Below are 24,222 nucleotides of genomic sequence, written 5' to 3'. Positions count from 1 at the left end.
CCTGCAAGTGCAGGGACGGGGTTCTTCACAGATCTCGCTTGATCAGATCAAGCGGTAATCCTTATGCGTTGCCCGACAGCTTCTCGCGAAGTGCGGCGAGCTGCGCATCGCTGGCAAGCGATCCGCCAGCGGACTCTGCCGGAGCGGAGCCGGCAGCAGCCGGAGCCTCAGCATCGTCTGCAGCAGCCGTCTCCGAGGAGTAGCCGGCAGCAGCGGTGGCAGCCTCAGCGGCCTCGTCTGCAGCGGTCTTCTCCATCTGAGTGGTGTGCATCTTGTGGCGACGCTCAGCCTCGGCGTAGCGGTTCTCCCACTCTTCGCGCTGCTTGTCGAAGCCCTCGAGCCATTCGTTGGTCTCGGGATCGAAGCCCTCGGGGAAGATGTAGTTGCCCTGCTCGTCGTACGAGTCGGCCATGCCGTACTTGGACGGATCGAACTCGGCGTTGTAATCCTCGTTGGCCTGCTTCAGCGACAGCGAGATACGACGACGCTCGAGGTCGATGTCGATGACCTTGACGAGTGCATCGTCGCCGACGCCGACAACCTGGTCCGGAACCTCGACGTGGCGCTCAGCGAGCTCCGAGATGTGAACGAGGCCTTCGATTCCCTCTTCGACGCGCACGAATGCACCGAACGGAACCAGCTTCGTGACCTTGCCGGGCACGATCTGGCCGATGGCGTGCGTGCGGGCGAACTGACGCCACGGATCTTCCTGCGTCGCCTTGAGCGACAGGGAGACGCGCTCGCGGTCCAGGTCGACGTCGAGAACCTCGACGGTGACCTCGGTGCCGACCTCGACAACCTCGGACGGGTGATCGATGTGCTTCCAAGACAGCTCGGAAACGTGAACCAGACCGTCTACGCCGCCCAGGTCCACGAATGCACCGAAGTTGACGATGGAGGACACGACGCCCTTGCGGACCTGGCCCTTCTGGAGCTGGTGCAGGAATTCGCTGCGAACCTCGGACTGAGTCTGCTCGAGCCATGCGCGGCGCGACAGGACCACGTTGTTGCGGTTCTTGTCGAGCTCGATGATCTTGGCCTCGATCTCCTTGCCGACGTACGGCTGGAGGTCGCGGACGCGACGCATTTCGACGAGCGAAGCGGGGAGGAAGCCACGAAGACCGATGTCAAGGATGAGGCCGCCCTTGACGACCTCGATGACGGTGCCCTTGACGGCCTCGTCCTTCTCCTTGAGCTCCTCGATGGTGCCCCAGGCACGCTCGTACTGAGCGCGCTTCTTCGACAGGATCAGTCGACCTTCTTTGTCCTCCTTGGTGAGGACGAGAGCCTCGACCGCATCTCCCACGGAGACGACCTCGTTGGGGTCGACGTCGTGCTTGATGGAGAGCTCACGAGAAGGGATGACACCTTCGGTCTTGTAACCGATGTCGAGCAGAACCTCGTCGCGGTCGACCTTGACGATGGTTCCTTCGACGATGTCACCATCGTTGAAGTACTTGATCGTGGCATCGATGGCGGCGAGGAAGTCCTCGGCGGAGCCAATGTCGTTAATGGCAACCTGCGGCGAGGTGACGGTTGTGGAGGGCATATGTTGAATTGCTCCGGACGAGTTGTGGTCGGTTGATGGATTTTGTCGGACGAGATGCGCAACTGTGGCGTACAAATGTTGGAAGTACTTTTGTGAAGTACTAGATCGAAGTACCCAGCTGCATCAATAACGAACAACCGAATACCGGATCACATTCCACACCACGGAAGCGCACCGCGAGCTCCCTCGGTCCAACTGATTCGAGACCTTGGTAAAGATCCCGTATAGACAATCGGTCGGATGACAGACACTCGCGTGAGTAAGACTACGCGTCGGCTATCTTGCCGGGCAAACCCGGGTACCCTGCGCCCGCATCGCCCGTTCTACTGTGTTGTTCATGTCTGACGAGCGCCATGCTGCCGCCAATTCCATTCTCGGCACCAGCGGTGTCGGCCGGGTCCGTGTCGATTCCAGTGCCAGCGACCGTGCCAGCCGTGCGTGGTGGGACGCCGACGCCGACGATTACCACCGAACCCACGGCGAGTTTCTGGGCGTGAACAGCGCGGAAGGTGAATTCGTCTGGTGCCCCGAAGGGCTGCACGAGGGCGATCACCACTTACTCGGCGACATAGTCGACAAAGACATATTGGAAGTGGGTTGCGGCTCGGCGCCGTGTGCCCGATGGCTCGCCGGACACGGTGCTCGGGCCGTCGGTCTCGACATCTCGATGGGGATGCTCGCCCGCGGGCAGGACGCGATGAATGCCGGCGGACCGGCAGTCCCGTTGATTCAGGCAAGTGCGGAACTCCTGCCGTTTGCCGACGAGAGTTTCGACATCGTCTGTTCCGCGTTCGGCGCCGTCCCGTTCGTTGCCGATTCGCAGCGAGTGATGAACGAAGTCGCCCGGGTTCTGCGTCCCGGCGGATCGTGGGTCTTTGCCGTCAACCATCCGATCCGATGGATCTTCCCCGACGATCCCGGGCCGAAGGGCTTGACCGCGACCCTCCCGTACTTCGACCGCACTCCGTATGTCGAGGTCGATGACAACGGAGTCCCCACCTACGTCGAGCATCACCGCACCATCGGCGACCGGGTTCGTGAGATCGTCGCGGCCGGACTTCAGGTGCGCGACATCATCGAGCCCGAATGGCCGGAGTGGTTGGACCGCGAATGGGGACAGTGGAGTCCCCTGCGCGGCCAACTCTTTCCGGGCACTGCAATTTTCAGCGCCGTCAAACCCTGACGGCTACAGCAGCTTCGACAGGAACGCCTTGGTCCGATCGTGCTGCGGATTGGCCAGGAGTTCCCGGGGCTCGCCTGCCTCGACCACAACTCCCCCGTCCATGAACACCAACTGATCTGCGACCTCGCGGGCGAAACCCATCTCGTGGGTGACGACCACCATCGTCATGCCTTCTTTGGCCAATTGCTTCATCACAGTGAGAACTTCACCGACGAGTTCGGGGTCGAGCGCGGACGTCGGCTCGTCGAACAGCATGAGCTTCGGGTCCATCGCGAGAGCGCGGGCGATGGCAACTCTTTGCTGCTGACCACCCGACAACTGGGCCGGGTAGGCGTTGGCTTTGGCGCTCAACCCGACCTGATCGAGGAGGTCCTTCGCTCGTTCGACAGCCTTCTTCTTACTGACGCGCTTCACCTGCGTCGGCGCTTCGATGATGTTCTCGAGAGCGGTGCGGTGCGGGAACAGGTTGAAGTGCTGAAACACCATCCCGATGTCGCGGCGTTGTTTGGCCGCTGCTCGCGGGTGGAGTTCGTACAGTTTGCCGTACTTCTCCGAGTAGCCCACCAGGTCGCCGTCGACGTACAGTCGGCCGGCGTTGACCTGCTCGAGGTGATTGATGCAGCGCAAGAACGTCGACTTGCCCGACCCGGACGGACCGACCAGGCAGAGGACCTGGCCAGGGTCGATTTCGAGCGAAATCCCTTTCAGGACCTCCAGTGCGCCGAAGTTCTTACAAACTCGGTCTGCTTTCACCATGGGTGTCATTTGCGTTCTCCTCCGGGGGTATCCGGAAGCGTTTCCACTACCGTAGCTTTTCCTTGCGCGTCGGCCAGTGCCTGAAGCTGGCGTGTGGTCAGTGCTCGGGTTGCGCCCTTCGAATAGTGACGCTCGACGTAGTACTGCCCGATCATGAGCAGACTCGTGATCGCGAGGTACCACGTTGCCGCCACCATCAACAGGGGAATCGGCTCGAAGTTGGCGCCCGAGATATCGCGCGCTCGACCGTACAACTCGAAGCTGTAAGGGACCGCCGTCACGAGCGAGGTGGTCTTGAGCATGCTGATGACTTCGTTACCGGTCGGCGGAATGATCACGCGCATCGCCTGCGGTAGAACGGTTCGGCGCATCGTCTGACTCCACGTCATACCCAAGGCAACAGATGCTTCGGTCTGGCCCTCGTTGACCGAACTCACGCCGGCACGGACGATCTCGGCCATGTATGCAGCCTCGTTCAGTGCCAAACCGATCACCGCAAACAGAAACGCTGCCTGCAAGTCCTGGAGATTGATGTGCGCAAACTGATGTACGAAGGGAATACCGAGATCGATGCTCTTGTAGATCGACGGGAACAGGCCCCAGAAGACCAACTGCACGTAGACAGGGGTTCCTCGAAAGATCCACAGATAGCCCCAGGCCGCGGCACGAAGCACCGGGTTGGGAGAAAGTCGCATGACTGCCAAAATCACACCGAGGACGATCGCGATCACCATTGCCAGCACCGTCAGCTGGATCGTTGTCCACGCACCAGCGGAGATCCGTTTGTCGAACAGATACTGACCGTAAGTCCCCCATGCAAAGGCTTCGTTGGTCGCCGCGCCGTAAACGAACAGTCCGAAGAGGACCACGACGACGACCGCGGCAATCCAACGACCAGGTCTGCGTAGTGGAATCGCCTTGATCGGCACCGGATCGCCGGTCTCAGTTGTTGTCATGTTCATCAGCTTTCCGCGCCGTTGATCTTGGATACTTCGATGACGCCGGCCTCGACACTCCAGGTCTGCGCGATCTGTTGATAGACACCGTTGTCGATCAGGTACTGCATTGCCTGCTGCAGGGCGGGACCAAGGGCGGAACCCTTCACGATCGGCCAGCCGTACGGCGCCGAATCAAAGGGTTCTCCGGCAGCTTCCATCCGGCCCTTGCTCCGCTTGATCGCATAGCCGGTCACTGGCGAATCAGCGGACAGCGCGTCGACTCGACCGAGGATGAGCGCGTTGGCCGCGTCGTCCTGGCTGTCGTACTTGATCTTGTCGATCGGGGGCTTGCCCTCGGCCACGCATGCCTCGCTCTTGGCAGGCACCTCGTCGATGTCCTCGGTGGTCGTGGTCTGCACCGCCACCCGAAGCCCGCATGCGTTGTTCGGATCGACTGGCTTGTCCGGCCGTTGCGCCCACTGGATACCTGCGCTGTAGTACGTGACGAAGTCGACCGTCTTCTCGCGTTCCTTGGAGTCGGTGAACGAAGACATGCCGAGGTCGTAGCTTCCCGACTGGATAGCGGGGATGATCTTGTCGAAGTCGGCTTGGTTGAAGACAGCTTCGACACCGAGCACGGCGGCAACGGCATTCATCAGGTCGACGTCGAAACCGACGATGTTGCCGTCCGCGTCCTTGAATTCGTTTGGCGCGTACGGAATGTTGACGCCGACCTGCAGCTTGCCCGAATCCGTGACCTTGGACGGCAGAAGAGCGGCGATCTCGGGCACCTTCTGGACATCAAGTGGCGGCCCTTCCGGAACGAGACCCTCGTTGTTGGTGACACATCCGCCGCACAGTGCGACGATCAAGCCCACCAACAGGACTCGCACCACGTTGGTGCGGATACGCCCGCCACTGCTCGAGCCATAACCCACGCCACGTGGCCTTGGTGCCCGTGCGTTTTCATCGACCACGACTCTGCTCTCCACTCGTCGATCGCCGCACTTGCAACGTCCATCCGAAATTCAGTCGAACGGTAGGTTACGGCAGGAGTTCCACCGTCGCCGACTTCGCAAGATTCCGGCCTGTCGTACAAGAATCAGCGACGCAGAGTGTGTGCGTACACGACTTCGGAAAATTCGCTGGTCGATGCCAAACCGCCGAGGTCCGCGGTCGCGATACCCGACGCGATGGTCGTACGAACCGCGTCTGAAATGCGGCGTGCCGCCGCAGACAACAACCGATCTCCCCGCGCATCACCGAGCCAGTCGAGCATCATCGCACTCGAGAGGAACAGTGCCGTCGGGTTCGCCCGGTTCTTCCCGGCGATGTCGGGTGCTGCACCGTGCGCAGCCTGAGCCATGACCTGCGTCTCGGAAGCGTTGATCGACGGCGCGGTTCCGAGTGAACCGGACAGCTCGCCCGCCAGATCCGACAAAATGTCGCCGAACATGTTTTCGGTCACCACGACGTCGAAGTCTCCGCCGCGTCGAACGAGGTGCGCCGCCATCGCGTCGACGTGCTCGTCGTCGACGACTACGTGGGGGTACTCCGCGGCGACGGTTCTGCAGGCGTCGCGGAAGAGGCCGGTGGTCAGTGTCAGGACGTTGGCCTTGTGGACGATCGTGACGTGATTGCGCCGACGCGACGCCAACGCGAAGGCAGTGCGTGCGATCCGTTCGCATGCAGCGCGGGTGAACACACCGACGGCCAGGGCGATGTCTGGCGTCGGCATGAATTCGCCGCTGCCGACTGCCATGTTCCGATCCGCGTACAACCCCTCGGTGTTCTCGCGGACGATCACCAGATCCATGACGGGGACCATCGCCTTGACGCCGGGGAACGCTACTGCCGGTCGGATGTTCGCGAACAACTCGAACTTTTTCCGGATGACGCCGCCGGGGGTGAGTTGTCCGCGAAACCTCTCGGGATACGACGCGCTGTCATGGGGTCCGAGGATCCAGCCTTGCAGCTGCCCCAACCCATCGATGGTTTCGTCGGGAATTGGCGTGCCGTGAGTGTCGATGGCCGTACTCCCGAGCGGAAGCTCGACCCACTCGACGGGCGGAGCGTGAACCGATGACAGCGCCGCATCCACGATCTGCCGTGTCGCCGGGACGATTTCGTGGCCGATTCCGTCGCCGTGCATGAGCCCCAGCCGCATGGCCGGAGTACCGATTGCGCTCGCACCTGTCATCAGGCAATCATTGCTCACCATGGTCCAGTCGGTGGAATTGCTCCTCGATCCGGTGAGTGAGTCGGCAGTGCGAGCACAATGGCAGCTACTCGCCGACGCCGGATTACCGAGTCAGGCCTCTCATCACAGCCCGTCCAACCGTCCACACATCACGCTGTTCGTCGCCCGTGAGATCCCCGCGGAGATCGACGAACTGTTGGTGCGGCGCTTCTCGGCCCCGGACTTCGAGGTCCGGCTGGGTGGCTACGTCGTGTTCGGCGGCAAACAGATGGTCTTGGCGCGCTCGGTTGTTCCTTCGCGTGCACTCCTTCACCTGCACCGAGAAATAGCCGAGTCAACAGTTGGCTCGACGGCACTTCCCGCCCACGTCGAGCCCGGCGCGTGGACGCCTCACGTGACGCTCGCCCGACGCGTCGAACCTGCACGTCTGGGTGAAGCCATCGCCCTGCTCGGCACCGACGTGATTCACGGGCGCACCGGCGGGATCAGGCGCTGGGACGGCGAACAGAAGACGGAATGGTTACTGACACCGCCGGTGTGACAGAGCGGGTTGCACGTCGGGTCACCAGGATTCCCGCGATCACCGCCAGCGCACCAACCGGCTGATTCCAGCCAACGCTTTCGTCCAAGACTATTGCGCCGAGAGCGACGCCCACCACTGGACTGAGATAAGTGACGGTGGACGCCGCAGTCGGCCCCCACCCCTGAACGACGTTGGTGTTCCAGATGAATGCGAGCCCGGTCCCCAGTGCGCCTAGAGCGATCATCGACAGGACAACTGCCGGCGTGAGGTGCATCGGCGTGTTTGCGACGACCGGAGAGGCCAGAACCATCACGAAAGCACCGATACTGATCTGCACAAGCGCGACCGTACGAGTGTCGACGCCGAGAGGAAGCACGAAACGCCTGAGGTAGACAAACGAAATTCCGTACGACGCAGTCGCTCCTAGGCAAGCGACCTGAGCACTCACACTTCCGCCAACGCCGAGATTCCACGGCGCCAACACGATCAGCACCCCACCGAATCCGAGAAGCAACCCCAGCGACTTGTATCGCGTCAGCGTCTCCCCCGGCAGAAAGGCAAGGGAGACAGCCATAGTCATCAGTGGCGTGGTGGCGTTGTAGATGCTCGCGAGTCCCGAGGACATGTTTTGCTCCGCCCAACTGAACAGCAGCCACGGCACGATGCATTGCGTCGCTGCGAGAAAAGCCAGGTGCTTCCAGACACGAAATTCCCTCGGTAGGCCGATCCGGCTGACCGCTGACACGAGAACCAGCGCGAGCGCACCGAAGACCAAGCGCCACAGAACTACCTGCGTGAAGGACAGACCTTCGAGCCCGATCTTCATGAAGAGGAAACTGGCTCCCCACACCACCGCAGCTGCGGTGTATTGAAAGGCCAGACTTGCCCTCAAAGGGTGAAGTCTCCGTGCGGACTGACGTCGTGACGAGTGTCGGGCGTTCGGCCGGCAAGAGCTAGTACGTTCAGGACCAGTAGGACCAAGAGGCTGACGACGATGATTGCCATGTGTCCAGCCTGACGGAATGTCCCACGTGGCAGTAGTGGCAGAAAAGCCAGACTTGGACGATTTTCTGCCACTTTCCCGTTTTTCTGTCACACTCGAAAGATGCTCGCGAAAGTGGTGGTCCCACTGATGCCGATGACCGAGGCGTTCGAACTCGGCGTGGCATGTGAAGTCTTCGGCTTCGACCGATCCGACGACGGCCTCCCCACGTACGACTTCTCGCTGATCGCCGCAGTTCCGGGCCCGATCCGAACGCGGTTCGGTTACAACATCGATGTTCCGTACAACCTCGATTCTCTCGACGACGCCGACCTCATCGTCGTTTCCGCCGGCGGAACCTACGACGCCGGCGACGCGTACATGTGCTCACCGAGTCCCGACTCGAGTGTCGATCCCCTGCTGGTCAAACTCAACGAGGCCGTAGCCCGGGGCGCCAAGGTGGCGAGCCTGTGCACCGGAGCGTTTGTCCTCGGCGCGGCTGGACTACTGGACGGAAGGCGATGCACGACGCATTGGCGGCACGCAGAGAGGCTTGCCCAGACGTATCCGGAAGCCAAGGTCGATCCGGACGTGTTGTACGTGGACGAAGATCCGGTGTTCACCAGCGCAGGCACCGCGGCAGGAATCGATCTGTGCCTGCACATCGTGCGAAAGGAACAGGGTTCTCGTGTCGCCAACGGCATCGCGAGAAGGATGGTGGTGCCACCCCACCGTGACGGTGGGCAGGCCCAGTACGTCGCCACTCCCCTCACCTCGACGCCGAGTGCAACCCTTGCCCCACTCCTCGACTGGATGACGGAGAATCTCGCCCTCGACCTCACTGTCGGAATGGTCGCGGCCCGAGCGAACATGTCCGCTCGCACATTTGCCCGCCGTTTCCAAGCGGAAACGGGAACAACTCCCGCCCGCTGGCTCAGCGATCAGCGAGTACTGGCCGCCCAGCAACTCCTGGAGAATTCGGACCTCTCCGTCGATGTCATCGCAGAACGCGTCGGTTTCGGCGGCGGCGCCGTGCTTCGCCAGCACTTCATCCGGCTTCGCTGCACCACGCCCCAGGCCTACCGCCGGACGTTTCGGGCGACCGAGAACGCAAGCTGAAATCGGCTCAGGGAAGAATCAGCGGTTCCGGGGCGTTGCACACACCAACAGCCCGCACAATGGAAAGGACCCCTGTGGCCACCCAGACACTCACCCAGCAGAACTTCGACGAAACGATCAACGGCAGCGACGTCGTCCTCGTGGACTTCTGGGCCTCCTGGTGCGGCCCGTGCCGCCAGTTCGCGCCGACGTTCGAAGCCTCTTCGGAGAAGCATGCCGACGTCGTTCACGCCAAGGTCGACACCGAGGCCGAGCAGGGAATCGCAGCGGCCGCGAACATCCGCTCCATCCCCACGATCATGGCCTTCCGCGAAGGCGTACTCGTGTTCAACCAGGCCGGCGCTCTTCCCGCCGCTCAGCTCGAAGAGCTCGTCACTCAGGTCAAGGCACTCGACATGGACGAGGTCCGCAAGCAGATCAAAGCTTAGGGTTGCGGCCTCTTTTCGTAGCCAGACTGTCTTGACGCCGACTCAGTGAGCCGCGCTGTCCCAGCTTCGACCGGTTCCCACCGAAACATCCAGGGGTACCGACAACTCGATGGCTGTGGCCATCTTGTCCTTGACCAGTGCGGTGACTTCCTCCAACTCGGAGGCGACCACTTCGAGCACCAATTCGTCGTGCACCTGCAACAGCATGCGCGACTTCAATCCGGCTTCGGCGAGAGCCTTCTGAACATTGATCATCGCGACCTTGATGATGTCGGCTGCGGTGCCCTGGATCGGCGCATTCAGGGCAGCACGTTCGGCCACCTCACGACGCTGACGGTTGTCGCTGTTGAGGTCCGGCAGGTAGCGACGACGACCGTAGAGCGTCGAGGTGTAGCCGTCCTTACGTGCCTGCTCGACCACCGCGTGGAGGTAATCCCGCACGCCGCCGAAACGAGCGAAGTACGCATCCATCTGCTGCTTCGCTTCTTCGGTCGAAATCTTCAACTGCGACGCCAATCCGTAGGCACTGAGCCCGTAGGCCAGACCGTAGGACATCGCCTTGACCCGGCGACGCAGTTCAGGAGTTACCTCTTCGATCGGTACACCGAATGCGCGCGAGCCGACAAAGCTGTGCAGGTCCTCACCGGTGTTGAATGCCTCGATCAGCCCCTCGTCGCCTGACACGTGCGCCATGATGCGCATTTCGATCTGGCTGTAGTCGGCAGTGAGCAGAACGTCGAACCCCTGCCCGACTACGAATCCGTCGCGAATCTCGCGCCCCGCGTCGTTTCGCACCGGGATGTTCTGCAAGTTCGGATCGGTCGACGACAGACGCCCGGTCGCGGCAACCGTCTGGTTGAACGTCGTGTGGATGCGACCGTCTTCGGCCACGGCCTTGAGAAGACCGTCGACGGTCACCTTCATACGCGTCGCATCACGGTGCGCGAGAAGGTGTTCGAGGAACGGGTGTCCTGTCTTGTCGAACAGACCCTGCAACGCCTCGGCGTCGGTGGTGTAGCCCGTCTTCGTCTTCTTCGTCTTGGGCATGTCGAGTTCTTCGAACAAGACCACCTGCAGCTGCTTCGGCGAACCCAGGTTGATCTGCTTGTCGATCACCTCGTACGCGGAGTTTGCGGCGTCGGCGACCTGGGAGGCGAAACGGCTCTGAAGATCGTGCAGATGCGCGCTGTCGACGGCGATGCCGGTGGCCTCGATCTGAGCGAGCTCGATCGTCAACGGCAGTTCCATGTCGGAGAGGAGCGACTTGGACTCGATCGACTCCAACTCGGTGTCCAGTGCAGCTGCCAAGTCGAGAACGGCCTGAGCGCTGAGCATCGCGGTCTCGGCTGCTTCGGCATCGAGCTGTTCGGTGTCGTCGAGCAGTGAAAGCTGTTCCTGGCCGGATGTTTCGGCGCGCAGTTCACGCTTGAGGTAGCGGAGCGAGAGATCGTCGAGATTGAAGCTGCGCTGGCCCGGCCGGACGAGATATGCGGCCAGAGCAGTGTCGCTGGTCAGTCCACCGAGCGTCCAACCACGCCCACGCAGAGCATGGATCGCCCACTTGGCTTCGTGCAGCGCCTTCGGCTGCGATGCATCGGCGAGCCAATCACCGAGAGCTGCTTCGTCTTCCGGTGTTGCCGTCGACGCCGCGATGTACGCACATTCACCGTCGGAGGCCGCGATCGCGAGTGCAGTGACGTCGCCGGCAAACGGAGTTCTGGTTCCGAGCACCGTGACGCCGTGACGCTCACCGGTTCGCGCGTGGGCGTCGAGCCACGCGGCAACCGCACCCGGGGCGAGTGCGTCGCCGCTGACCTCGAACCCTTCCTCTGCTTCGGGCTCGGACGACGACAGGGTCGCGAACAGTCGATCGCGGAGAACCTTGAACTCGAGATCGTCGAACAACGCATGAATCTTCTCGCGGTCCCACGGGGCCAAGACCAACTGCTCGGGCGTGTACGGCAACGGAACGTCGCGAACCATCTCGGTGAGCTGACGATTGAGCAGGACGTTTGCGAGGTTCTCTCGTAGTGAGTCGCCCACCTTGCCGCGGACCTTGTCCACGTTGTCTACCAGTCCCTGCAGGTCACCGTACTCACGGATCCACTTGGTAGCGGTTTTCTCGCCGACGCCGGGGATACCGGGGAGGTTGTCACTCGGGTCGCCGCGCAGGGCAGCAAAATCCGGATACTGCGACGGAGTGAGGCTGTACTTCTCCTCGACGGCCGTCGGCGTGAATCGGGTGAGCTCCGAGACACCCTTCTTCGGGTAGAGCACAGTGACGTTGTCGGTCACCAGCTGCAGCGAGTCGCGGTCGCCGGTCACGACGAGAACCCGGTATCCGAGTGCCTCCGCCTGCGTGGTCAACGTGGCAATCACGTCGTCGGCCTCGAAACCTTCCTCGGCCATGACCGGGATGCCCAGCGCGCCGAGAACGTCCTTGGTGATGTCGATCTGGCCCTTGAATTCGTCCGGAGCCTTCGCGCGCTGCGCCTTGTATTCGGGGAACAGGTCGGCGCGAAACGTCTGACGCGACACGTCGAAAGCCGCGGCCAAGTGGGTGGGCTGCTCGTCACGAAGAAGGTTGATCAACATCGACGTGAAGCCGTACACCGCGTTGGTGGCCTGCCCACTGTGTGTCTTGAAGTTCTCTGCAGGCAGCGCATAGAAGGCGCGAAATGCCAACGAATGCCCGTCGAGAAGCATCAGAAGAGGGCGATCGTCCGCCTTGCCGGTGGTGCCGGCTGAAGCGGTGGACGTGCTGGACCGAGTTGTGGTTGCGGGGCTCACGGTTCATCAGTCTAGGGATCGCGACCGACATCGACGCCTTCGCCGTTGTTTACGCAGGAACAGACACAAGAATCAGACAATTGATGCAGCCTTCGGCCTTCGATACGGAACCGAAACATCCCGGAAATCTCAGAACCCCATCTGAAGCGAACGGAGCCGTTAGAGTCCGGAAATCGCAGCAACGAAACAATCCCTGTGCTGCGCGGCACCTTTGTCCAGACGCGCTATTCCCGACCCGCTCGGAGGACGTACGTGGCCCCACCCGTAGTGAAACGGCAGACCCTCGCGACACTCAGCCGACTACTGGCCTTTGCATTACTGACGTTCTTCGCATTACTCAGCCTGGCCGGAACTGCTTCGGCTCAGGAACCGACCACTTCCCCTACACCGCCGACCGCGACAGCATCCGAAACACCGACAGCACCGGTTTCCGACAACGCTGTCCCCGTCAGCGGCAATCTCAACAACGGCGGCACACGCCTCGCGGGCGTCACCGTCCGTGCGCTCGATTCTTCCGGTACGGAAGTCGCCACCGGAGAATCGGCATCGAACGGCCGTTGGGTACTGGCCGTGGCACCGGGCACCTACACCTTCGAGATCGTTGCCGACACACTTCCCGACGGGGTCAGTGTGCAAGCCGCTGTCGAACGCGAGGTGGTGGCCGGCCGCGCGAACACCGTGATCTTCTCGTTCGGCGAGGTACGTACCGCCTCGAATGTCAGCTTCGGCGAGAAGCTGATCCGCACAACGGTCGACGGTCTGCGGTTCGGCCTCGTGATCGCGATCGCCGGTGTGGGTTTGAGCCTGATCTACGGCACCACTGGCCTGACCAACTTCGCTCACGGCGAGATGGTGACGTTAGGAGCCGTTGCTGCCTGGGTGATCAACACGTCCTTCGGCGTTCCGCTGATTCCCGCCACGATCCTCGCGATCATCGTCGGCATCGGCATCGGCCTGCTGACCAACGGAATCGTCTGGAAACCACTGCGTAAGCGCAAGACCGGGTTGATCGCGCAATTGGTGGTCTCGATCGGTCTCGCGATTTCATTGCGCTACTTGATCCTGATCTTCTTCTCCGACCGCGCCGAACCGTTCGACGACTACCAGGGCCAGGTCGAGAAGAACTGGGGCCCGATCGCACTGACCGACGCCAACGCGATAGTCATGATCGTCAGTCTGGTCGTCCTGGTCGGCGTCGCACTGCTTCTGCAGAAGACTCGCATCGGAAAGGCCATGCGTGCCGTCTCCGACAATCGTGACCTCGCCGCTTCGTCCGGTATCAACGTCGAGCGCGTGATCATGTTCGTCTGGGGTCTCGGCGGCGGATTGGCCGCCCTCGGCGGTGTGCTGTTCGGTATCTCCGAACTCGGCGGACGCGTCCAGTGGGAAATGGGCTTCAAACTGCTGCTGCTCATGTTCGCCGGAATCACCCTCGGTGGTCTGGGAACCGCGTACGGGGCGCTACTCGGCTGCGTCATCGTGGGACTTCTGGTCCAACTCTCGACGCTCATCATCAACCCCGATCTCAAATACATCGGCGGACTTCTCGTCTTGATCGTGATCCTCGTGGTTCGCCCCCAGGGCATCCTCGGATCCAGACAAAGGATCGGGTGACGAACATGGACATCATGGGAGCTTTCCAGGTTTCCTTCGCCCAGTTGATCGGGCCGTCGGCAATCTTCTACGCATTGCTGGCAATCGGGCTGAACCTGCACTTCGGCTACGCCGGACTGCTCAACTTCGGTCAGATCGGTTTTGCCCTCCTCGGCGGCTACGGGGTCGGCATCATGACCGTGACCTACGACCAGCCGTTGTGGCTCGGCATCCTCGTCGGACTTACCGCAGCCGGGCTCCTCGCGCTCGTGCTCGGTATCCCGACGCTGCGTCTGCGCGCCGACTATCTCGCCATCGTCACCATCGCCGCTTCGGAGATCCTGCGTCTGATCTTCCGCTCGACCGCGTCGGATTCGGTGACCGGTTCCACCAACGGCCTGTTCGGTTTCGCAGACCCGTTCACCGCGCTGAGCCCCTTCGACTCGGCCAAGCAGTACTCGTTTCTCGGCGTGAAGTTCTACGGAGACGACCTCTGGTCGATGGTCGTGGGGTGGACGCTGGTCTTGATCTTGTGCGGATTTGTCTACCTGTTGACGCACAGTCCGTGGGGGCGCGTCCTCAAGGCGGTACGCGAAGACGAGGACGCAGCGCGATCGTTGGGCAAGAACGTCTTCGTGTACAAGATGCAGGCTCTGGTTCTCGGCGGCGTGATCGGTGGCCTGGCCGGTGTGTTCAACGCCCTGCAGACCAAGTCCATCAACCCGGACTTCTACTCGACCGCGCAGACGTTCTTCGCGTTCGGCGCACTGATTCTGGGCGGGGCGGCAACGGTATTCGGCCCGGTGGTCGGCGCAATGTTGTTCTGGTTCCTCCTCGCCATCCCTGATGCCTTGCTGCGTCAGGCGATCTCCGGCGAAAATCCGCTGCTTTCACTCACGGAACAGCAAGTCGGGGCCACCAGGTATGTCCTGCTCGGATTGATGATTGCTCTCCTGATGGTCTTCAGACCGCAGGGAATACTGGGTAACAAGCGGGAGGTGCAACTCAATGCTTGACGCCGATACCAGAGCACAGATCTTTGCCGACGTTCCTCACCTTCCCGGATCGGCGAAACCCGACCCGGTACTGGTCGCTGACAACGTCTCGCGGACGTTCGGCGGTCTCAAGGCCGTCGACGTCGATCACCTCGAGATTCAACGAGGGTGCATCACGGGTCTGATCGGTCCAAACGGTGCCGGAAAAACGACGCTCTTCAACCTCCTCACCGGTTTCGACCGGCCGGACACCGGTACGTGGTCGATGGACGGTCAATCGCTGGGCCGCATGTATCCCCACCAGGTAGCCAGGAAAGGAGTGGTACGGACGTTCCAGTTGACCAAGGCGCTCTCCAAACTCACCGTGCTGGACAACGTACGTCTCGGTGCCACCGGCCAACGTGGTGAACGCATTTTTGCATCCCTCGTTCCGTGGATCTGGAAAGGCCAGGAACGCGAGATCACCGAACGCGCCAACGAACTCCTCGCACGATTCAAACTCGACACCAAGGCAGACGACCTCGCCGGTTCACTCTCCGGTGGGCAGCGCAAACTGCTCGAAATGGCTCGCGCACTCATGACCTCGCCCTCGGTGGTGATGCTCGACGAACCGATGGCGGGGGTCAATCCTGCTCTGACGCAAAGCCTGCTCGGACACATCAAATCATTGCGCGACGACGGAATGACGGTCGTGTTCGTCGAGCACGACATGGACGTGATCCGAGATATCAGCGATTGGGTGGTGGTCATGGCGCAGGGCAGCGTCATCGCCGAATCCACCCCGGACGAACTCTCGTCCAACACAGCCGTCGTCGACGCATATCTGGGCAGCCACCATGACCAGGCCCTCGAGTTCGACGACAACGGAAATCCGGTGGGCGAGACGGCCGTTCTGGCCGCCGCCCTGGCTGAAGCCGAGGTCGAAACCCTCGAGTCGGGCGGGGACCTGTCGGAACCCGACGTCGACAACCTTCCGGCCGATCTCGCCGCGACGCTGGAATCGAGTCCCGAGGAACCGCGCGGAAGGCACGAGAAGCCATGAGCGAGAACCACGCACGTTCACTCACGCCTGCAGAGTTCGCCGCGACGGCCGAGGAGCATCAGCGACTGTCGGCAGGTGCCCTGCTCCGCGCCGACAGCCTCGTCGCGGGCTACATTCCCGGCGTCAACATCCTGCGTGAATGCAACTTCTTCCTGAAGGAAGGGGAAATCGTCGGGATCATCGGACCGAACGGCGCAGGCAAATCGACACTCCTGAAATCACTGTTCGGACTGATACCGGTACGCGAAGGGTCGGTCACCCTACGCGAGGACAACATCACGTCTGCGCCCGCGCACGTCCTCGTTCAGAAGGGAGTCGGGTACGTCCCTCAGACACAGAACGTCTTTCAGACTCTGACCATCGAAGAAAACCTCGAAATGGGCATTTATCTGCGTCCCAAGGCATTCGCGGAACGATTCGCCTTCGTGAGTGAACTGTTCCCTCTTCTGAGTGAACGACGAAAGGTGAAGGCCGGCGCACTCTCCGGCGGCGAACGCCAGATGGTCGCGATGGGCCGGGCCCTCATGATGGATCCGTCGGTGCTGCTGCTCGACGAACCGTCCGCGGGCCTGTCCCCCATGTTCCAGGACGAGGTGTTCATCCGCTGCAAGAAGATCAATGCTGCGGGTGTCTCGGTCATCATGGTCGAGCAGAACGCGCGCCGCTGCCTTCAGATCTGCGACCGCGGCTACGTACTCGATCAGGGTAAGAACGCGTACACCGACACCGGCGCCAATCTGATGAACGACCCCAAGGTGATCGAGTTGTACTTGGGAACGCTCGCCGGAAGCAAAGAGAAGTAGAACAGACACGAGAATGGGCCAGGGTCTTGCGACCCTGGCCCATTCTCGTTGGCTGCTTACTTGCCCACGACCACGAATCCTTCTGTGGTCAGCGTGTTCTCAGGGCCGAACTTGAGCTTTCCGTACGAACCGATGGACGGTTCTCCCGAATCGTTGAAGTCCAACTCACCGGTGATGCCGTCGTAGTCGATGTCGGTTCCCGCCTTCACCAACGGCAGGCACTCGACGTAGGACGTGCACTTGGTGCCACCTTCGGTGACGCTGTTGATGTTGGCTGCGATGTCGGTACCGGCCGTCGACTTCGCCTGCTCGGCAGCGAGCGCTGAGATCACCACCGCGTCGTAGGACTCTCCGGCGTAGTTGAAGTCGATCAGAGAGGGGTTCACAGCCTTGAGACGATCCTGGAAGGCAGCTCCGACGTCCGTCAGGGGCGTGGTTCCCTGCATGGTGTCGAGCAACGGCTTCGCCACGGATTCGCCGAGCGCGTTACCCATGTTGCCGTCGACGCCGTACATCGCCATTCCGTCCGACGGGCCGATGCCCACTTCGTGCATGCGCGTGATGATCTTCGCCGACTCCTCGAAGCCCACCAATGCCACTGCATCCGGATTGAAGTTCTTGACTTGATCGACTTCGGAGTTGAACGACTGCGCGTTCGGGTCGTAGATGATCTTCTCGATCTGATCGGAGGGGACGCCCGAATCGATCAGATTCTTTTCGATGTTGTCCGCCAGACCCGTCCCGTACGGGTCGTTGAGGGCCATGATCGCTACGCGCTGACCACCGTCGTCCGAAATGAGCTGTGCGACGGCCTGAGCCTGTAGTACGTCCGTCGGAGCGGTGCGGAAGTACATGCCCTTGTCGGGGTAGCAGACGAATTGGTCCGAAGTGTTGGCAGGCGAGAACATCACGACGCCTGCGCTGGCGATCTTGTCGATCACCTTGAGCGAGACCGAGGACGACGCGGCGCCGACGATGACCTGAGTGCCTGCAGCCAATTCGCGGTCGACGGTGGTGTTGGCGGTGTCCGTTGTGGTGTCACCCGAATCGCCGGGAATCAGCTGGACCGGTTGGCCGAGAACGCCTCCGGCTGCATTGACGTCGTTGACTCCCAGCTGGGTGCCCGCGACCATCGGCGGCCCGAGGAACGACAAGCTGCCTGTATCAGGAAGAAGCGTACCGATACGCAGCGCTTCCGTGGACGGGGTGGCGCCGGCCTTGGCCTGCTCCGGGGTGCAATCAGTCGTGACGGATGTCGTCGCGGCGGAAGCGCCGGACGTAGAGCCACTCGAAGACGAGTCATCCGACTTGTCCGAGCTACAGCCTGCAAGTGCCAGTGATGCCGCGCCGAGAACTGCAGCAGTACGCACAAGTGTTCGTCTAGCCATCCCACGCTCCTAAGATCAGCCGGTGCTCGCGCCACCCGAACTGGCGCTCGCTGTGGGATCAGACGCTAGACCTTGGAACCGTTTCGCGATCCTTCAAGAAAGCCCTGTGACCTGACTGTTATCTGAAGGCGCACAGTGTTTACACGGCTGTAGCGCTGCGCGACGTTTCGACGGTCGACGCAGCCACTCAGTGCAGCCGGATAACCCGGACACTTTGCTCAAGCGTCCGGTTCACCGCCCAGAGTTTCCAGTACGACCTGTGCGACCGCCTTCATCGTGGAGCGCCGATCCATCGCGGCACGCTGAATCCACTTGAACGCCTCAGGTTCGGTGAGCGCTTGGCGAACCATCAGAACACTCTTGGCTCGCTCGATCAGCTTGCGTGCTTCGAGCCGGTCGGAAAGATCAGCGACCTCACGCTCGAGCGCCGTCACCTCGCGGAAACGACTGACCGCCAATTCGACAGCGGGAACGAGGTCACTGATCGAGAACGGCTTGACCAAGTAAGCCATGGCGCCGGCATCGCGTGCGCGCTCGACCAACTCGCGCTGACTGAACGCTGTGAGAATGACAACAGGAGCGATCCGCTTGGCGGCAATCTCCGAAGCGGCGTCGATGCCGTCTCTCCTGGGCATCTTCACGTCCATGATGACCAGATCAGGCTTGAGCGACTCGGCCAACTCCACCGCAACCTGCCCGTCACCGGCCTCACCGACGACGTCGTAGCCCTCTTCGCGGAGCATCTCGACCAGATCCATGCGGATCAACGCCTCGTCTTCAGCGACGACAACACGACGGGGTGCGAGCTGATTGCCTTGCGGCTGCGGCGAATTCATGGCCACCATCCTCCTCCATCGAACCGCCCCGACACGAGACGCGAACGATTAGAGGGTACCGGTGTTTGACATTGAAATCGCATCTTCTAATGTAGTCATCGCAACAAGCCCTCGTATCCCAATTGGCAGAGGAAACGGATTCAAAACCCGTCCAGTGTGAGTTCGAGTCTCACCGAGGGCACCACCTGCCGCAGTTGGCCGTACCGCAAGGTTTCGGCATTCGGCTGTACCCCAGATCGACCGCAGTTAGATTCGATCCATGAACGGTCGTCGCCTGATTGCTCTGCTCGGAGCCATATCTGTTTTCGCGCTGCTCCCCGGGTGTCAGACTGACGACCAATCCGACACTGCCGGCGAATCCAACACTGCCGGCGAATCTTCCACCCAGACCGTCCTCGATGCTGCAACACAGACAGGCACCCTTCAGGTCGGCACTCCCCCGATCGATGCCCTACCAACCGAGATCTCCACGCTTGCTCCGCTCCCGAACGACACGGAGATCTTTTCACCGAATCCGCGCGTCGACGTGACCGAGATCGACGTAACCGATCACGACGGTTTCACCCGAATCACCTACTGATTCGACGGAAATGGATCAGTGTTCTGGAAAACCGAATACGTCAGCGAAGCAATCCGAGCGGGTGACAGCACAGTCGTGGACGTCGGAAGTCGATCGATACTTCAAGTCGACCTGATGGGAGTCCAATCGGATTCGTCGCTCAACTCCGTATCTCACGAGGGCGAAAACATCACGCGCATAGACAGTGCGGCCAGGAACAGTGCGATCCTGCAGTCGTTTGTCGGCACGGTCGACATCCGTCCGGCATACACCGTATCGACATCCGATTCACCGTCCCAGTTGATGATCGACATCCCCACGGCAGACAGCTGACTGTCGAATACCCAATTGCGCGCTCAGCTCAGCCATTCCAGCGCAGCGGTGCTCGACGCGGTAATTCGGTTATCGAGGGGCGGATGAATACTCCGTCTCGAAACCGAGGTCTCACAATCGATCCGAGGCGATTGCTGGGTCCGGTCCAACACGACTGTCATGATTCTCACTGCATGCCCGAACTCTCACTGCATGCCCGAACTTCCGCTGCGCGAACTGCTGCTGCCAGTGTTTGTTCCAGCAGGACGGCAACCGTCATGGGGCCGACGCCACCCGGCACCGGTGTGATCGCACCGGCATGTGGGAGCGCGGCGGCGTACTCCACATCTCCGACGTTGCCCGCGTTGTACCCCGCATCGATCACCACTGCCCCAGGCTTGATCCACGCCCCTTTGATCAGTTCCGGAACACCGACGGCCGCGATGACGATGTCTGCCGAAGCGACGTGGGCGGCCAGGTCGACGGTTCGCGAATGGCAGTATGTCACCGTTGCGCCTCGACGCAGGAGGAGCATTCCCATCGGCAATCCGAGTATCGGGCTTCGGCCGACCACGACAGCATGCTTTCCGGAGAGTTCGACGCCTGTGGCGTCGAGCAGGCGCAGGATGCCACTCGGTGTACATGATTCGAATCCCCCACCGGTCAACGCCATTGCCGCGAACGCTGCCGAGGTAACGCCGTCAACGTCCTTGTCGGCCGAGATGGCATCGAACGCAGCCCGTTCGTCGATGTGGCCTGGCACCGGGTGTTGCAGCAGTATGCCGTCGATCGAAGGGTCCGCCGACGACGCTCTCAGCACGTCGACTAGTTCTTCGGTGGTTGTACTCACCGGGAGTTCGACCGTCCGCGACGTCATTCCGACGACGACAGACCGTTTGGCCTTCATCTGTACATACGCCTTCGAGGCCGGGTCCGCTCCCACGATGACGGCGGCCAGGCAAGGAACGTGCCCCGTCTCATCACGAAACTGCCTCGTGCGCACTGAGAGGTCCGCGAGCGCAGCATCGGCAATTGCGCGTCCGTCGATTATTCGAGCGGCCACGTTCTGGCTGGGCAGATTTTCGGTAGACATGAATCCCCCTTCACACAAGATGTGTGAAGCACCCAGGCGGTCGATGCCTCGCGATGTGCACTCCCCGGTGGTGATTCCCACCCGCGCCAGTCGTGCGTGGTCAGCGTACCGCGCGTTTGTCTCACTGCCACGAAACACATCCGGAACGCCGCTCTCAAAACGAGACAAATCGACATAACCTATCAATAGGTAACGATCTGACCTGCAGTTATTCCATCCTAAGCAATTAGATGGCACGATGGGGGCAACCGCACGGGCACCAAGCATTGGAGGCACCGATGGACAACGGCAAGATAAACCTGACCTATGACGGTCGGGTGTCACTGAGCTTCCAACTGGCAATTCCGCACGCACCGGACAAGGTCTGGAAAGTGATAACGGAACGCGAGTACCTCGACGCCTGGTTCCCGGCGGACGTCGATTTCAATCTCACTCCAGGCGCGGATCTGCTGTTCAAGGTGACCCCGGAACAAGTCGAGCGATTCGGACTGCCCGCAGATCACGTGACACGCGGGACGGTCATCAGCGTCCACCCGCACCGAATTCTCGAATTCCTCTGGGACGCAGATACTCTGCATTGGGAACTGGCACCGGACGGCACCGGCGGTTGCTGGCTGACCCTCACCCACACGATGGAAGACGAAGAGTCCGCGTACGCCCACGCCGCCGGCTGGCACGCGGGCTTGGAAGTTGTTGCGGCCCAACTCGATGGACGCGAAGTCGACTGGTCTCCGTGGGACCGCGCCGACGAACTCTCACCGCAATATCGCAAGTCTGCTTGATTCTGGGCCCGAGTTCAGTCTCGGGCCCGCATCTCATTCCCCTTTACGCGGGAAATGCCTGATCATTCCTTCTTGGACCACCGTCGCCAACAGCAGTCCTTCCACCGAGAAGTACCGTCCGGTTGCCAGACCGCGCGAACCTGCGGCGACCGGCGATTCGGTGGCGTACAGAACCCAGTCGGTGAACCGGAACGGGCGATGGAACCAGATCGAATGATTGACCGTCGCCGCGACGATACGATCATGACCCCAGGACAAACCATGAGTGGTCAGAATCGAATCGAGCACGGTGGTGTCGGACGAATATGCCAGCGTCGCAGCGTGAATGAGCGAATCGTCCGGCAGATCACCGTCGGGGCGCATCCACACCCGATTGTGGTTGAGTTTCTCGCCGGTGCCCTTGAGGATCCACGCCGGATCGTTGGCGTACCGCATGTCGATCGGCTTGAGCGCCGCACTGAAATGCGGCAGTTTTTCCTCGTACCCCACCAGATGATCGCCGATGGGAGGCAACGACTCCGGAAGTGGAACATCCGGGATCTCGACAGCATGGTCGAGCCCCTTGCCGGAGTCCTGGAACGCCGCGAGCATCACGAACAATTCGTTCTCACCCTGATAGGCAGTCACCTGACGGTTGGCGAATGCCCTCCCGTCACGATGACGCTCCACCCGGTACTCGATAGGCGCCTTCACATCTCCGCCCCGAATGAAATGGGCGTTCACGGCATGGATGGGGCGATCACCATCGACAGTCCGTCCGGCGGCCATCAGTGCCTGAGACACCAATTGGCCGCCGAACGTCCGCGAACCTACCTGTTTCGGGTGGTATCCACGGAACGCGTCGTCACCGATCTGCTCCAGATCCAACAGACCGAGAAGAGTACCGAGGTCGGTGGACGCGTTCGCGTGGGTCACTCAGTGGTCCTCTTCGCCGATACGGTGGACGTGAATGAGGTTGGTGGAACCGACAGTTCCCGGAGGGGATCCGGCAACGATGACCACGAGGTCGCCCTTGACGTACCGCCCGAGGGAGAGCAACGCACTGTCCACCTGACGCACCATCTCGTCGGTGGTGGCCACCGCATCGACCAGGAACGTCTCGGTTCCCCACGTCAGCGTCAGCTGACTGCGCACCGCGGGCAGCGGTGTGAAGGCGAGCAACGGCAGCGGCGTGTGCAGACGAGCCAGTCGACGCACCGTGTCACCGGACTGAGTGAACGCAACCAAGGCCTTGGCGTCGAGACGTTCGCCGATGTCGCGTGCTGCGTACGAGATGACTCCGCGCTTGGTGCGCGGGACGTGGGTCAACGGTGGGACACGGGTTGATTCGTTCTCGACGGCCTCGACGATGCGGGCCATGGTGCGAACGGTTTCCATGACGTACTTGCCCACCGAAGTCTCGCCCGAGAGCATGACTGCGTCGGCGCCGTCGAGAACGGCGTTGGCGACATCGGATGCCTCTGCACGAGTGGGACGTGAGTTCTCGATCATCGACTCGAGCATCTGCGTCGCGACGATGACCGGCTTCGCGTTCTCACGAGCAATCTGGATTGCGCGCTTCTGAACGAGCGGGACCTGCTCGAGCGGCAACTCGACACCGAGGTCACCGCGGGCGACCATGACGGCGTCGAACGCGAGCACGATGGCCTCGAGATTGTCGATGGCCTCGGGCTTCTCGAGCTTCGCGATGACGGGAACGCGGCGCCCGACTCGATCCATGATGGCGTGAACCAATTCGACGTCCGCCGGTGAGCGAACGAAGGAGAGTGCAATGAAGTCGACACCCAGCTTGAGAGCGAACTCGAGGTCGGCGATGTCCTTGCCCGACAGGGCTGGAACGGAGACGTTCATACCGGGCAGTGAGAGGCCCTTGTTGTTGCTGACCGGACCGCCTTCGGTGACCCGACAGACGACGTCGTTGCCGTCGATGGACGTGACGACCAGGCCGACCTTTCCGTCGTCGACCAGCAGTCGATCGCCGGCCTTGGCGTCGCGCGCCAATTCCTTGTACGTGGTCCCGACGCGATCGTGCGTTCCCTCGACGTCGTCGACGGTGATACGAACCTCTTCACCGTTGGCCCAGGTGGTCCGCTCGTCCTTGAATCGGCCGAGGCGAATCTTGGGCCCCTGAAGGTCGGCGAGAACACCGACGGCCTTTCCGGTGGCGTCCGACGCGGCGCGGACGCGAATGTAGTTTTCTTCGTGATCGGCATGCTCGCCGTGGCTGAAGTTGAGGCGCGCCACGTCCATGCCGCTCTCCACGAGCTCACGGATGCGGTCGCCAGAAGCTGTCGCAGGTCCAAGTGTGCATACAATTTTTGTCCGTCGGTTCACGGCTCGAGCCTAGTCGC

21 protein-coding genes, 1 tRNA gene, 1 pseudogene and 1 riboswitch are annotated in these 24,222 nt (G+C 61.5%); of the genes and pseudogenes, 11 read left to right on the top strand and 12 right to left on the bottom strand.

The features are described from left to right. Positions 1–61: 61 nt before the first annotated feature. A complete protein-coding gene (gene rpsA / locus AC1DVN_RS23265) occupies positions 62–1,549 on the bottom strand; it encodes a 30S ribosomal protein S1 (protein ID WP_019748632.1) in 1,488 nt (495 codons plus the stop codon). A 337-nt stretch (positions 1,550–1,886) separates the two neighbouring features. On the opposite strand from rpsA, the gene AC1DVN_RS23260 reads away from it, so the two are divergent. Beyond that, on the top strand, positions 1,887–2,732 hold the full coding sequence (locus tag AC1DVN_RS23260) for a class I SAM-dependent methyltransferase (RefSeq protein ID WP_007728737.1): 846 nt from the start codon (positions 1,887–1,889) through the stop codon (positions 2,730–2,732). Positions 2,733–2,735: 3 nt separating this feature from the next. Here AC1DVN_RS23260 and AC1DVN_RS23255 read toward each other — a convergent pair whose 3' ends face one another. From AC1DVN_RS23255 to AC1DVN_RS23240, 4 genes are all read right to left on the bottom strand, one after another. Next, on the bottom strand, positions 2,736–3,497 hold the full coding sequence (locus tag AC1DVN_RS23255; protein ID WP_477994256.1) for an amino acid ABC transporter ATP-binding protein: 762 nt from the start codon (positions 3,495–3,497) through the stop codon (positions 2,736–2,738). Further along, positions 3,494–4,450: an amino acid ABC transporter permease gene (locus tag AC1DVN_RS23250; RefSeq protein ID WP_019748635.1), complete on the bottom strand. Its 957-nt coding sequence runs from the start codon at positions 4,448–4,450 to the stop codon at positions 3,494–3,496. Before AC1DVN_RS23250 ends, AC1DVN_RS23255 begins: the two co-directional genes overlap by 4 nt. Beyond that, positions 4,450–5,322 carry an ABC transporter substrate-binding protein gene (locus tag AC1DVN_RS23245; RefSeq protein ID WP_024487476.1) on the bottom strand — a complete coding sequence of 291 codons (873 nt, stop codon included), beginning with the start codon at positions 5,320–5,322 and terminating at the stop codon, positions 4,450–4,452. The genes AC1DVN_RS23250 and AC1DVN_RS23245 overlap by 1 nt, the downstream gene beginning before the upstream one ends. Positions 5,323–5,528: 206 nt before the next feature. Continuing rightward, the gene (locus tag AC1DVN_RS23240) at positions 5,529–6,626 is read right to left on the bottom strand and encodes an isocitrate/isopropylmalate dehydrogenase family protein (RefSeq protein WP_477994255.1); all 1,098 of its coding nucleotides are present in this window, start codon (positions 6,624–6,626) and stop codon (positions 5,529–5,531) included. Here AC1DVN_RS23240 and AC1DVN_RS23235 point away from each other — a divergent pair. After that, positions 6,592–7,167, top strand: coding sequence for a 2'-5' RNA ligase family protein (locus AC1DVN_RS23235; RefSeq protein ID WP_230544080.1), 576 nt, complete (start codon positions 6,592–6,594; stop codon positions 7,165–7,167). The genes AC1DVN_RS23240 and AC1DVN_RS23235 overlap by 35 nt on opposite strands. On the opposite strand, the gene AC1DVN_RS23230 is transcribed toward AC1DVN_RS23235, so the two are convergent. Beyond that, a complete protein-coding gene (locus AC1DVN_RS23230) occupies positions 7,112–8,041 on the bottom strand; it encodes a DMT family transporter (protein WP_070387004.1) in 930 nt (309 codons plus the stop codon). The two genes, AC1DVN_RS23235 and AC1DVN_RS23230, sit on opposite strands and share 56 nt — an antisense overlap. Positions 8,042–8,254: 213 nt before the next feature. Here AC1DVN_RS23230 and AC1DVN_RS23225 point away from each other — a divergent pair, with 213 nt between their 5' ends. Together AC1DVN_RS23225 and trxA are read left to right on the top strand one after the other, a co-directional pair. Then, entirely contained in the window at positions 8,255–9,250 is a 996-nt protein-coding gene (locus tag AC1DVN_RS23225; protein ID WP_020969741.1) for a helix-turn-helix domain-containing protein, read from the top strand. 74 nt (positions 9,251–9,324) lie between these two features. Continuing rightward, positions 9,325–9,678 (top strand): thioredoxin, encoded by a 354-nt coding sequence (gene trxA / locus AC1DVN_RS23220; protein ID WP_477994254.1) that lies wholly within the window; start codon positions 9,325–9,327, stop codon positions 9,676–9,678. Between the two features lie 42 nt (positions 9,679–9,720). Here the strand turns inward: trxA and polA are convergent, their stop codons facing one another. After that, positions 9,721–12,468, bottom strand: coding sequence for a DNA polymerase I (gene polA, locus AC1DVN_RS23215; protein WP_019748643.1), 2,748 nt, complete (start codon positions 12,466–12,468; stop codon positions 9,721–9,723). Positions 12,469–12,771: 303 nt separating this feature from the next. Between polA and AC1DVN_RS23210 the strand changes: the two genes are divergently transcribed. From AC1DVN_RS23210 to AC1DVN_RS23195, 4 genes are read left to right on the top strand one after another with little or no spacing between them, the layout of a single operon-like run. Then, the gene (locus tag AC1DVN_RS23210; RefSeq protein WP_258955518.1) at positions 12,772–14,082 is read left to right on the top strand and encodes a branched-chain amino acid ABC transporter permease; all 1,311 of its coding nucleotides are present in this window, start codon (positions 12,772–12,774) and stop codon (positions 14,080–14,082) included. A gap of 5 nt (positions 14,083–14,087) precedes the next feature. Further along, positions 14,088–15,077 (top strand): branched-chain amino acid ABC transporter permease, encoded by a 990-nt coding sequence (locus AC1DVN_RS23205; RefSeq protein ID WP_003944088.1) that lies wholly within the window; start codon positions 14,088–14,090, stop codon positions 15,075–15,077. Next, entirely contained in the window at positions 15,070–16,098 is a 1,029-nt protein-coding gene (locus AC1DVN_RS23200; protein WP_029255470.1) for an ABC transporter ATP-binding protein, read from the top strand. The genes AC1DVN_RS23205 and AC1DVN_RS23200 overlap by 8 nt, the downstream gene beginning before the upstream one ends. After that, a complete protein-coding gene (locus tag AC1DVN_RS23195) occupies positions 16,095–16,901 on the top strand; it encodes an ABC transporter ATP-binding protein (protein WP_007728720.1) in 807 nt (268 codons plus the stop codon). Before AC1DVN_RS23200 ends, AC1DVN_RS23195 begins: the two co-directional genes overlap by 4 nt. A gap of 56 nt (positions 16,902–16,957) precedes the next feature. Here the strand turns inward: AC1DVN_RS23195 and AC1DVN_RS23190 are convergent, their stop codons facing one another. Both AC1DVN_RS23190 and AC1DVN_RS23185 read right to left on the bottom strand, forming a co-directional pair. Further along, a complete protein-coding gene (locus AC1DVN_RS23190; protein WP_003944031.1) occupies positions 16,958–18,289 on the bottom strand; it encodes an ABC transporter substrate-binding protein in 1,332 nt (443 codons plus the stop codon). Between the two features lie 218 nt (positions 18,290–18,507). After that, complete coding sequence (locus AC1DVN_RS23185; RefSeq protein ID WP_003944029.1) at positions 18,508–19,125, bottom strand: ANTAR domain-containing response regulator; 618 nt, start codon at positions 19,123–19,125, stop codon at positions 18,508–18,510. Positions 19,126–19,232: 107 nt separating this feature from the next. Here AC1DVN_RS23185 and AC1DVN_RS23180 point away from each other — a divergent pair. Together AC1DVN_RS23180 and AC1DVN_RS23175 are read left to right on the top strand one after the other, a co-directional pair. Further along, positions 19,233–19,309: transfer RNA gene (locus AC1DVN_RS23180), tRNA-Leu, on the top strand. 75 nt (positions 19,310–19,384) lie between these two features. Beyond that, positions 19,385–20,017, top strand: a pseudogene (locus AC1DVN_RS23175) (AMIN-like domain-containing (lipo)protein). 166 nt (positions 20,018–20,183) lie between these two features. On the opposite strand, the gene AC1DVN_RS23170 reads toward AC1DVN_RS23175, so the two are convergent. Continuing rightward, positions 20,184–21,089: a bifunctional 5,10-methylenetetrahydrofolate dehydrogenase/5,10-methenyltetrahydrofolate cyclohydrolase gene (locus tag AC1DVN_RS23170; RefSeq protein WP_477994253.1), complete on the bottom strand. Its 906-nt coding sequence runs from the start codon at positions 21,087–21,089 to the stop codon at positions 20,184–20,186. 23 nt (positions 21,090–21,112) lie between these two features. Further along, a riboswitch (ZMP/ZTP riboswitch) is annotated at positions 21,113–21,193 on the bottom strand. Positions 21,194–21,367: 174 nt separating this feature from the next. Here AC1DVN_RS23170 and AC1DVN_RS23165 point away from each other — a divergent pair. Then, entirely contained in the window at positions 21,368–21,871 is a 504-nt protein-coding gene (locus AC1DVN_RS23165) for an SRPBCC domain-containing protein (RefSeq protein WP_003944006.1), read from the top strand. 33 nt (positions 21,872–21,904) lie between these two features. On the opposite strand, the gene AC1DVN_RS23160 is transcribed toward AC1DVN_RS23165, so the two are convergent. Both AC1DVN_RS23160 and pyk read right to left on the bottom strand, forming a co-directional pair. Then, the gene (locus AC1DVN_RS23160) at positions 21,905–22,786 is read right to left on the bottom strand and encodes an acyl-CoA thioesterase (protein WP_019748651.1); all 882 of its coding nucleotides are present in this window, start codon (positions 22,784–22,786) and stop codon (positions 21,905–21,907) included. Beyond that, positions 22,787–24,205, bottom strand: a complete 1,419-nt coding sequence (gene pyk, locus AC1DVN_RS23155) for a pyruvate kinase (RefSeq protein WP_003944038.1) — start codon at positions 24,203–24,205, stop codon at positions 22,787–22,789. It lies immediately after the preceding gene. Positions 24,206–24,222: the final 17 nt, after the last annotated feature.

The sequence above is a fragment of the Rhodococcus sp. P4_E4 genome (assembly GCF_056401575.1).
Note: the sequence above shows the minus strand (reverse complement) of the source record. Positions and strands in the feature narration are given on the sequence as shown.

Bases quoted from the DNA above. Each gene is read 5' to 3' on its own strand.
- rpsA (WP_019748632.1), bottom strand. From the start codon at position 1,549: ATGCCCTCCACAACCGTCACCTCGCCGCAGGTTGCCATTAACGACATT.
- AC1DVN_RS23260 (WP_007728737.1), top strand. From the start codon at position 1,887: ATGTCTGACGAGCGCCATGCTGCCGCCAATTCCATTCTCGGCACCAGC.
- AC1DVN_RS23255 (WP_477994256.1), bottom strand. From the start codon at position 3,497: ATGACACCCATGGTGAAAGCAGACCGAGTTTGTAAGAACTTCGGCGCA.
- AC1DVN_RS23250 (WP_019748635.1), bottom strand. From the start codon at position 4,450: ATGAACATGACAACAACTGAGACCGGCGATCCGGTGCCGATCAAGGCG.
- AC1DVN_RS23235 (WP_230544080.1), top strand. From the start codon at position 6,592: ATGGCCGGAGTACCGATTGCGCTCGCACCTGTCATCAGGCAATCATTG.
- AC1DVN_RS23240 (WP_477994255.1), bottom strand. From the start codon at position 6,626: ATGACAGGTGCGAGCGCAATCGGTACTCCGGCCATGCGGCTGGGGCTC.
- AC1DVN_RS23225 (WP_020969741.1), top strand. From the start codon at position 8,255: ATGCTCGCGAAAGTGGTGGTCCCACTGATGCCGATGACCGAGGCGTTC.
- AC1DVN_RS23205 (WP_003944088.1), top strand. From the start codon at position 14,088: ATGGACATCATGGGAGCTTTCCAGGTTTCCTTCGCCCAGTTGATCGGG.
- AC1DVN_RS23200 (WP_029255470.1), top strand. From the start codon at position 15,070: ATGCTTGACGCCGATACCAGAGCACAGATCTTTGCCGACGTTCCTCAC.
- AC1DVN_RS23195 (WP_007728720.1), top strand. From the start codon at position 16,095: ATGAGCGAGAACCACGCACGTTCACTCACGCCTGCAGAGTTCGCCGCG.
- AC1DVN_RS23190 (WP_003944031.1), bottom strand. From the start codon at position 18,289: ATGGCTAGACGAACACTTGTGCGTACTGCTGCAGTTCTCGGCGCGGCA.
- AC1DVN_RS23185 (WP_003944029.1), bottom strand. From the start codon at position 19,125: ATGAATTCGCCGCAGCCGCAAGGCAATCAGCTCGCACCCCGTCGTGTT.
- AC1DVN_RS23170 (WP_477994253.1), bottom strand. From the start codon at position 21,089: ATGTCTACCGAAAATCTGCCCAGCCAGAACGTGGCCGCTCGAATAATC.
- AC1DVN_RS23165 (WP_003944006.1), top strand. From the start codon at position 21,368: ATGGACAACGGCAAGATAAACCTGACCTATGACGGTCGGGTGTCACTG.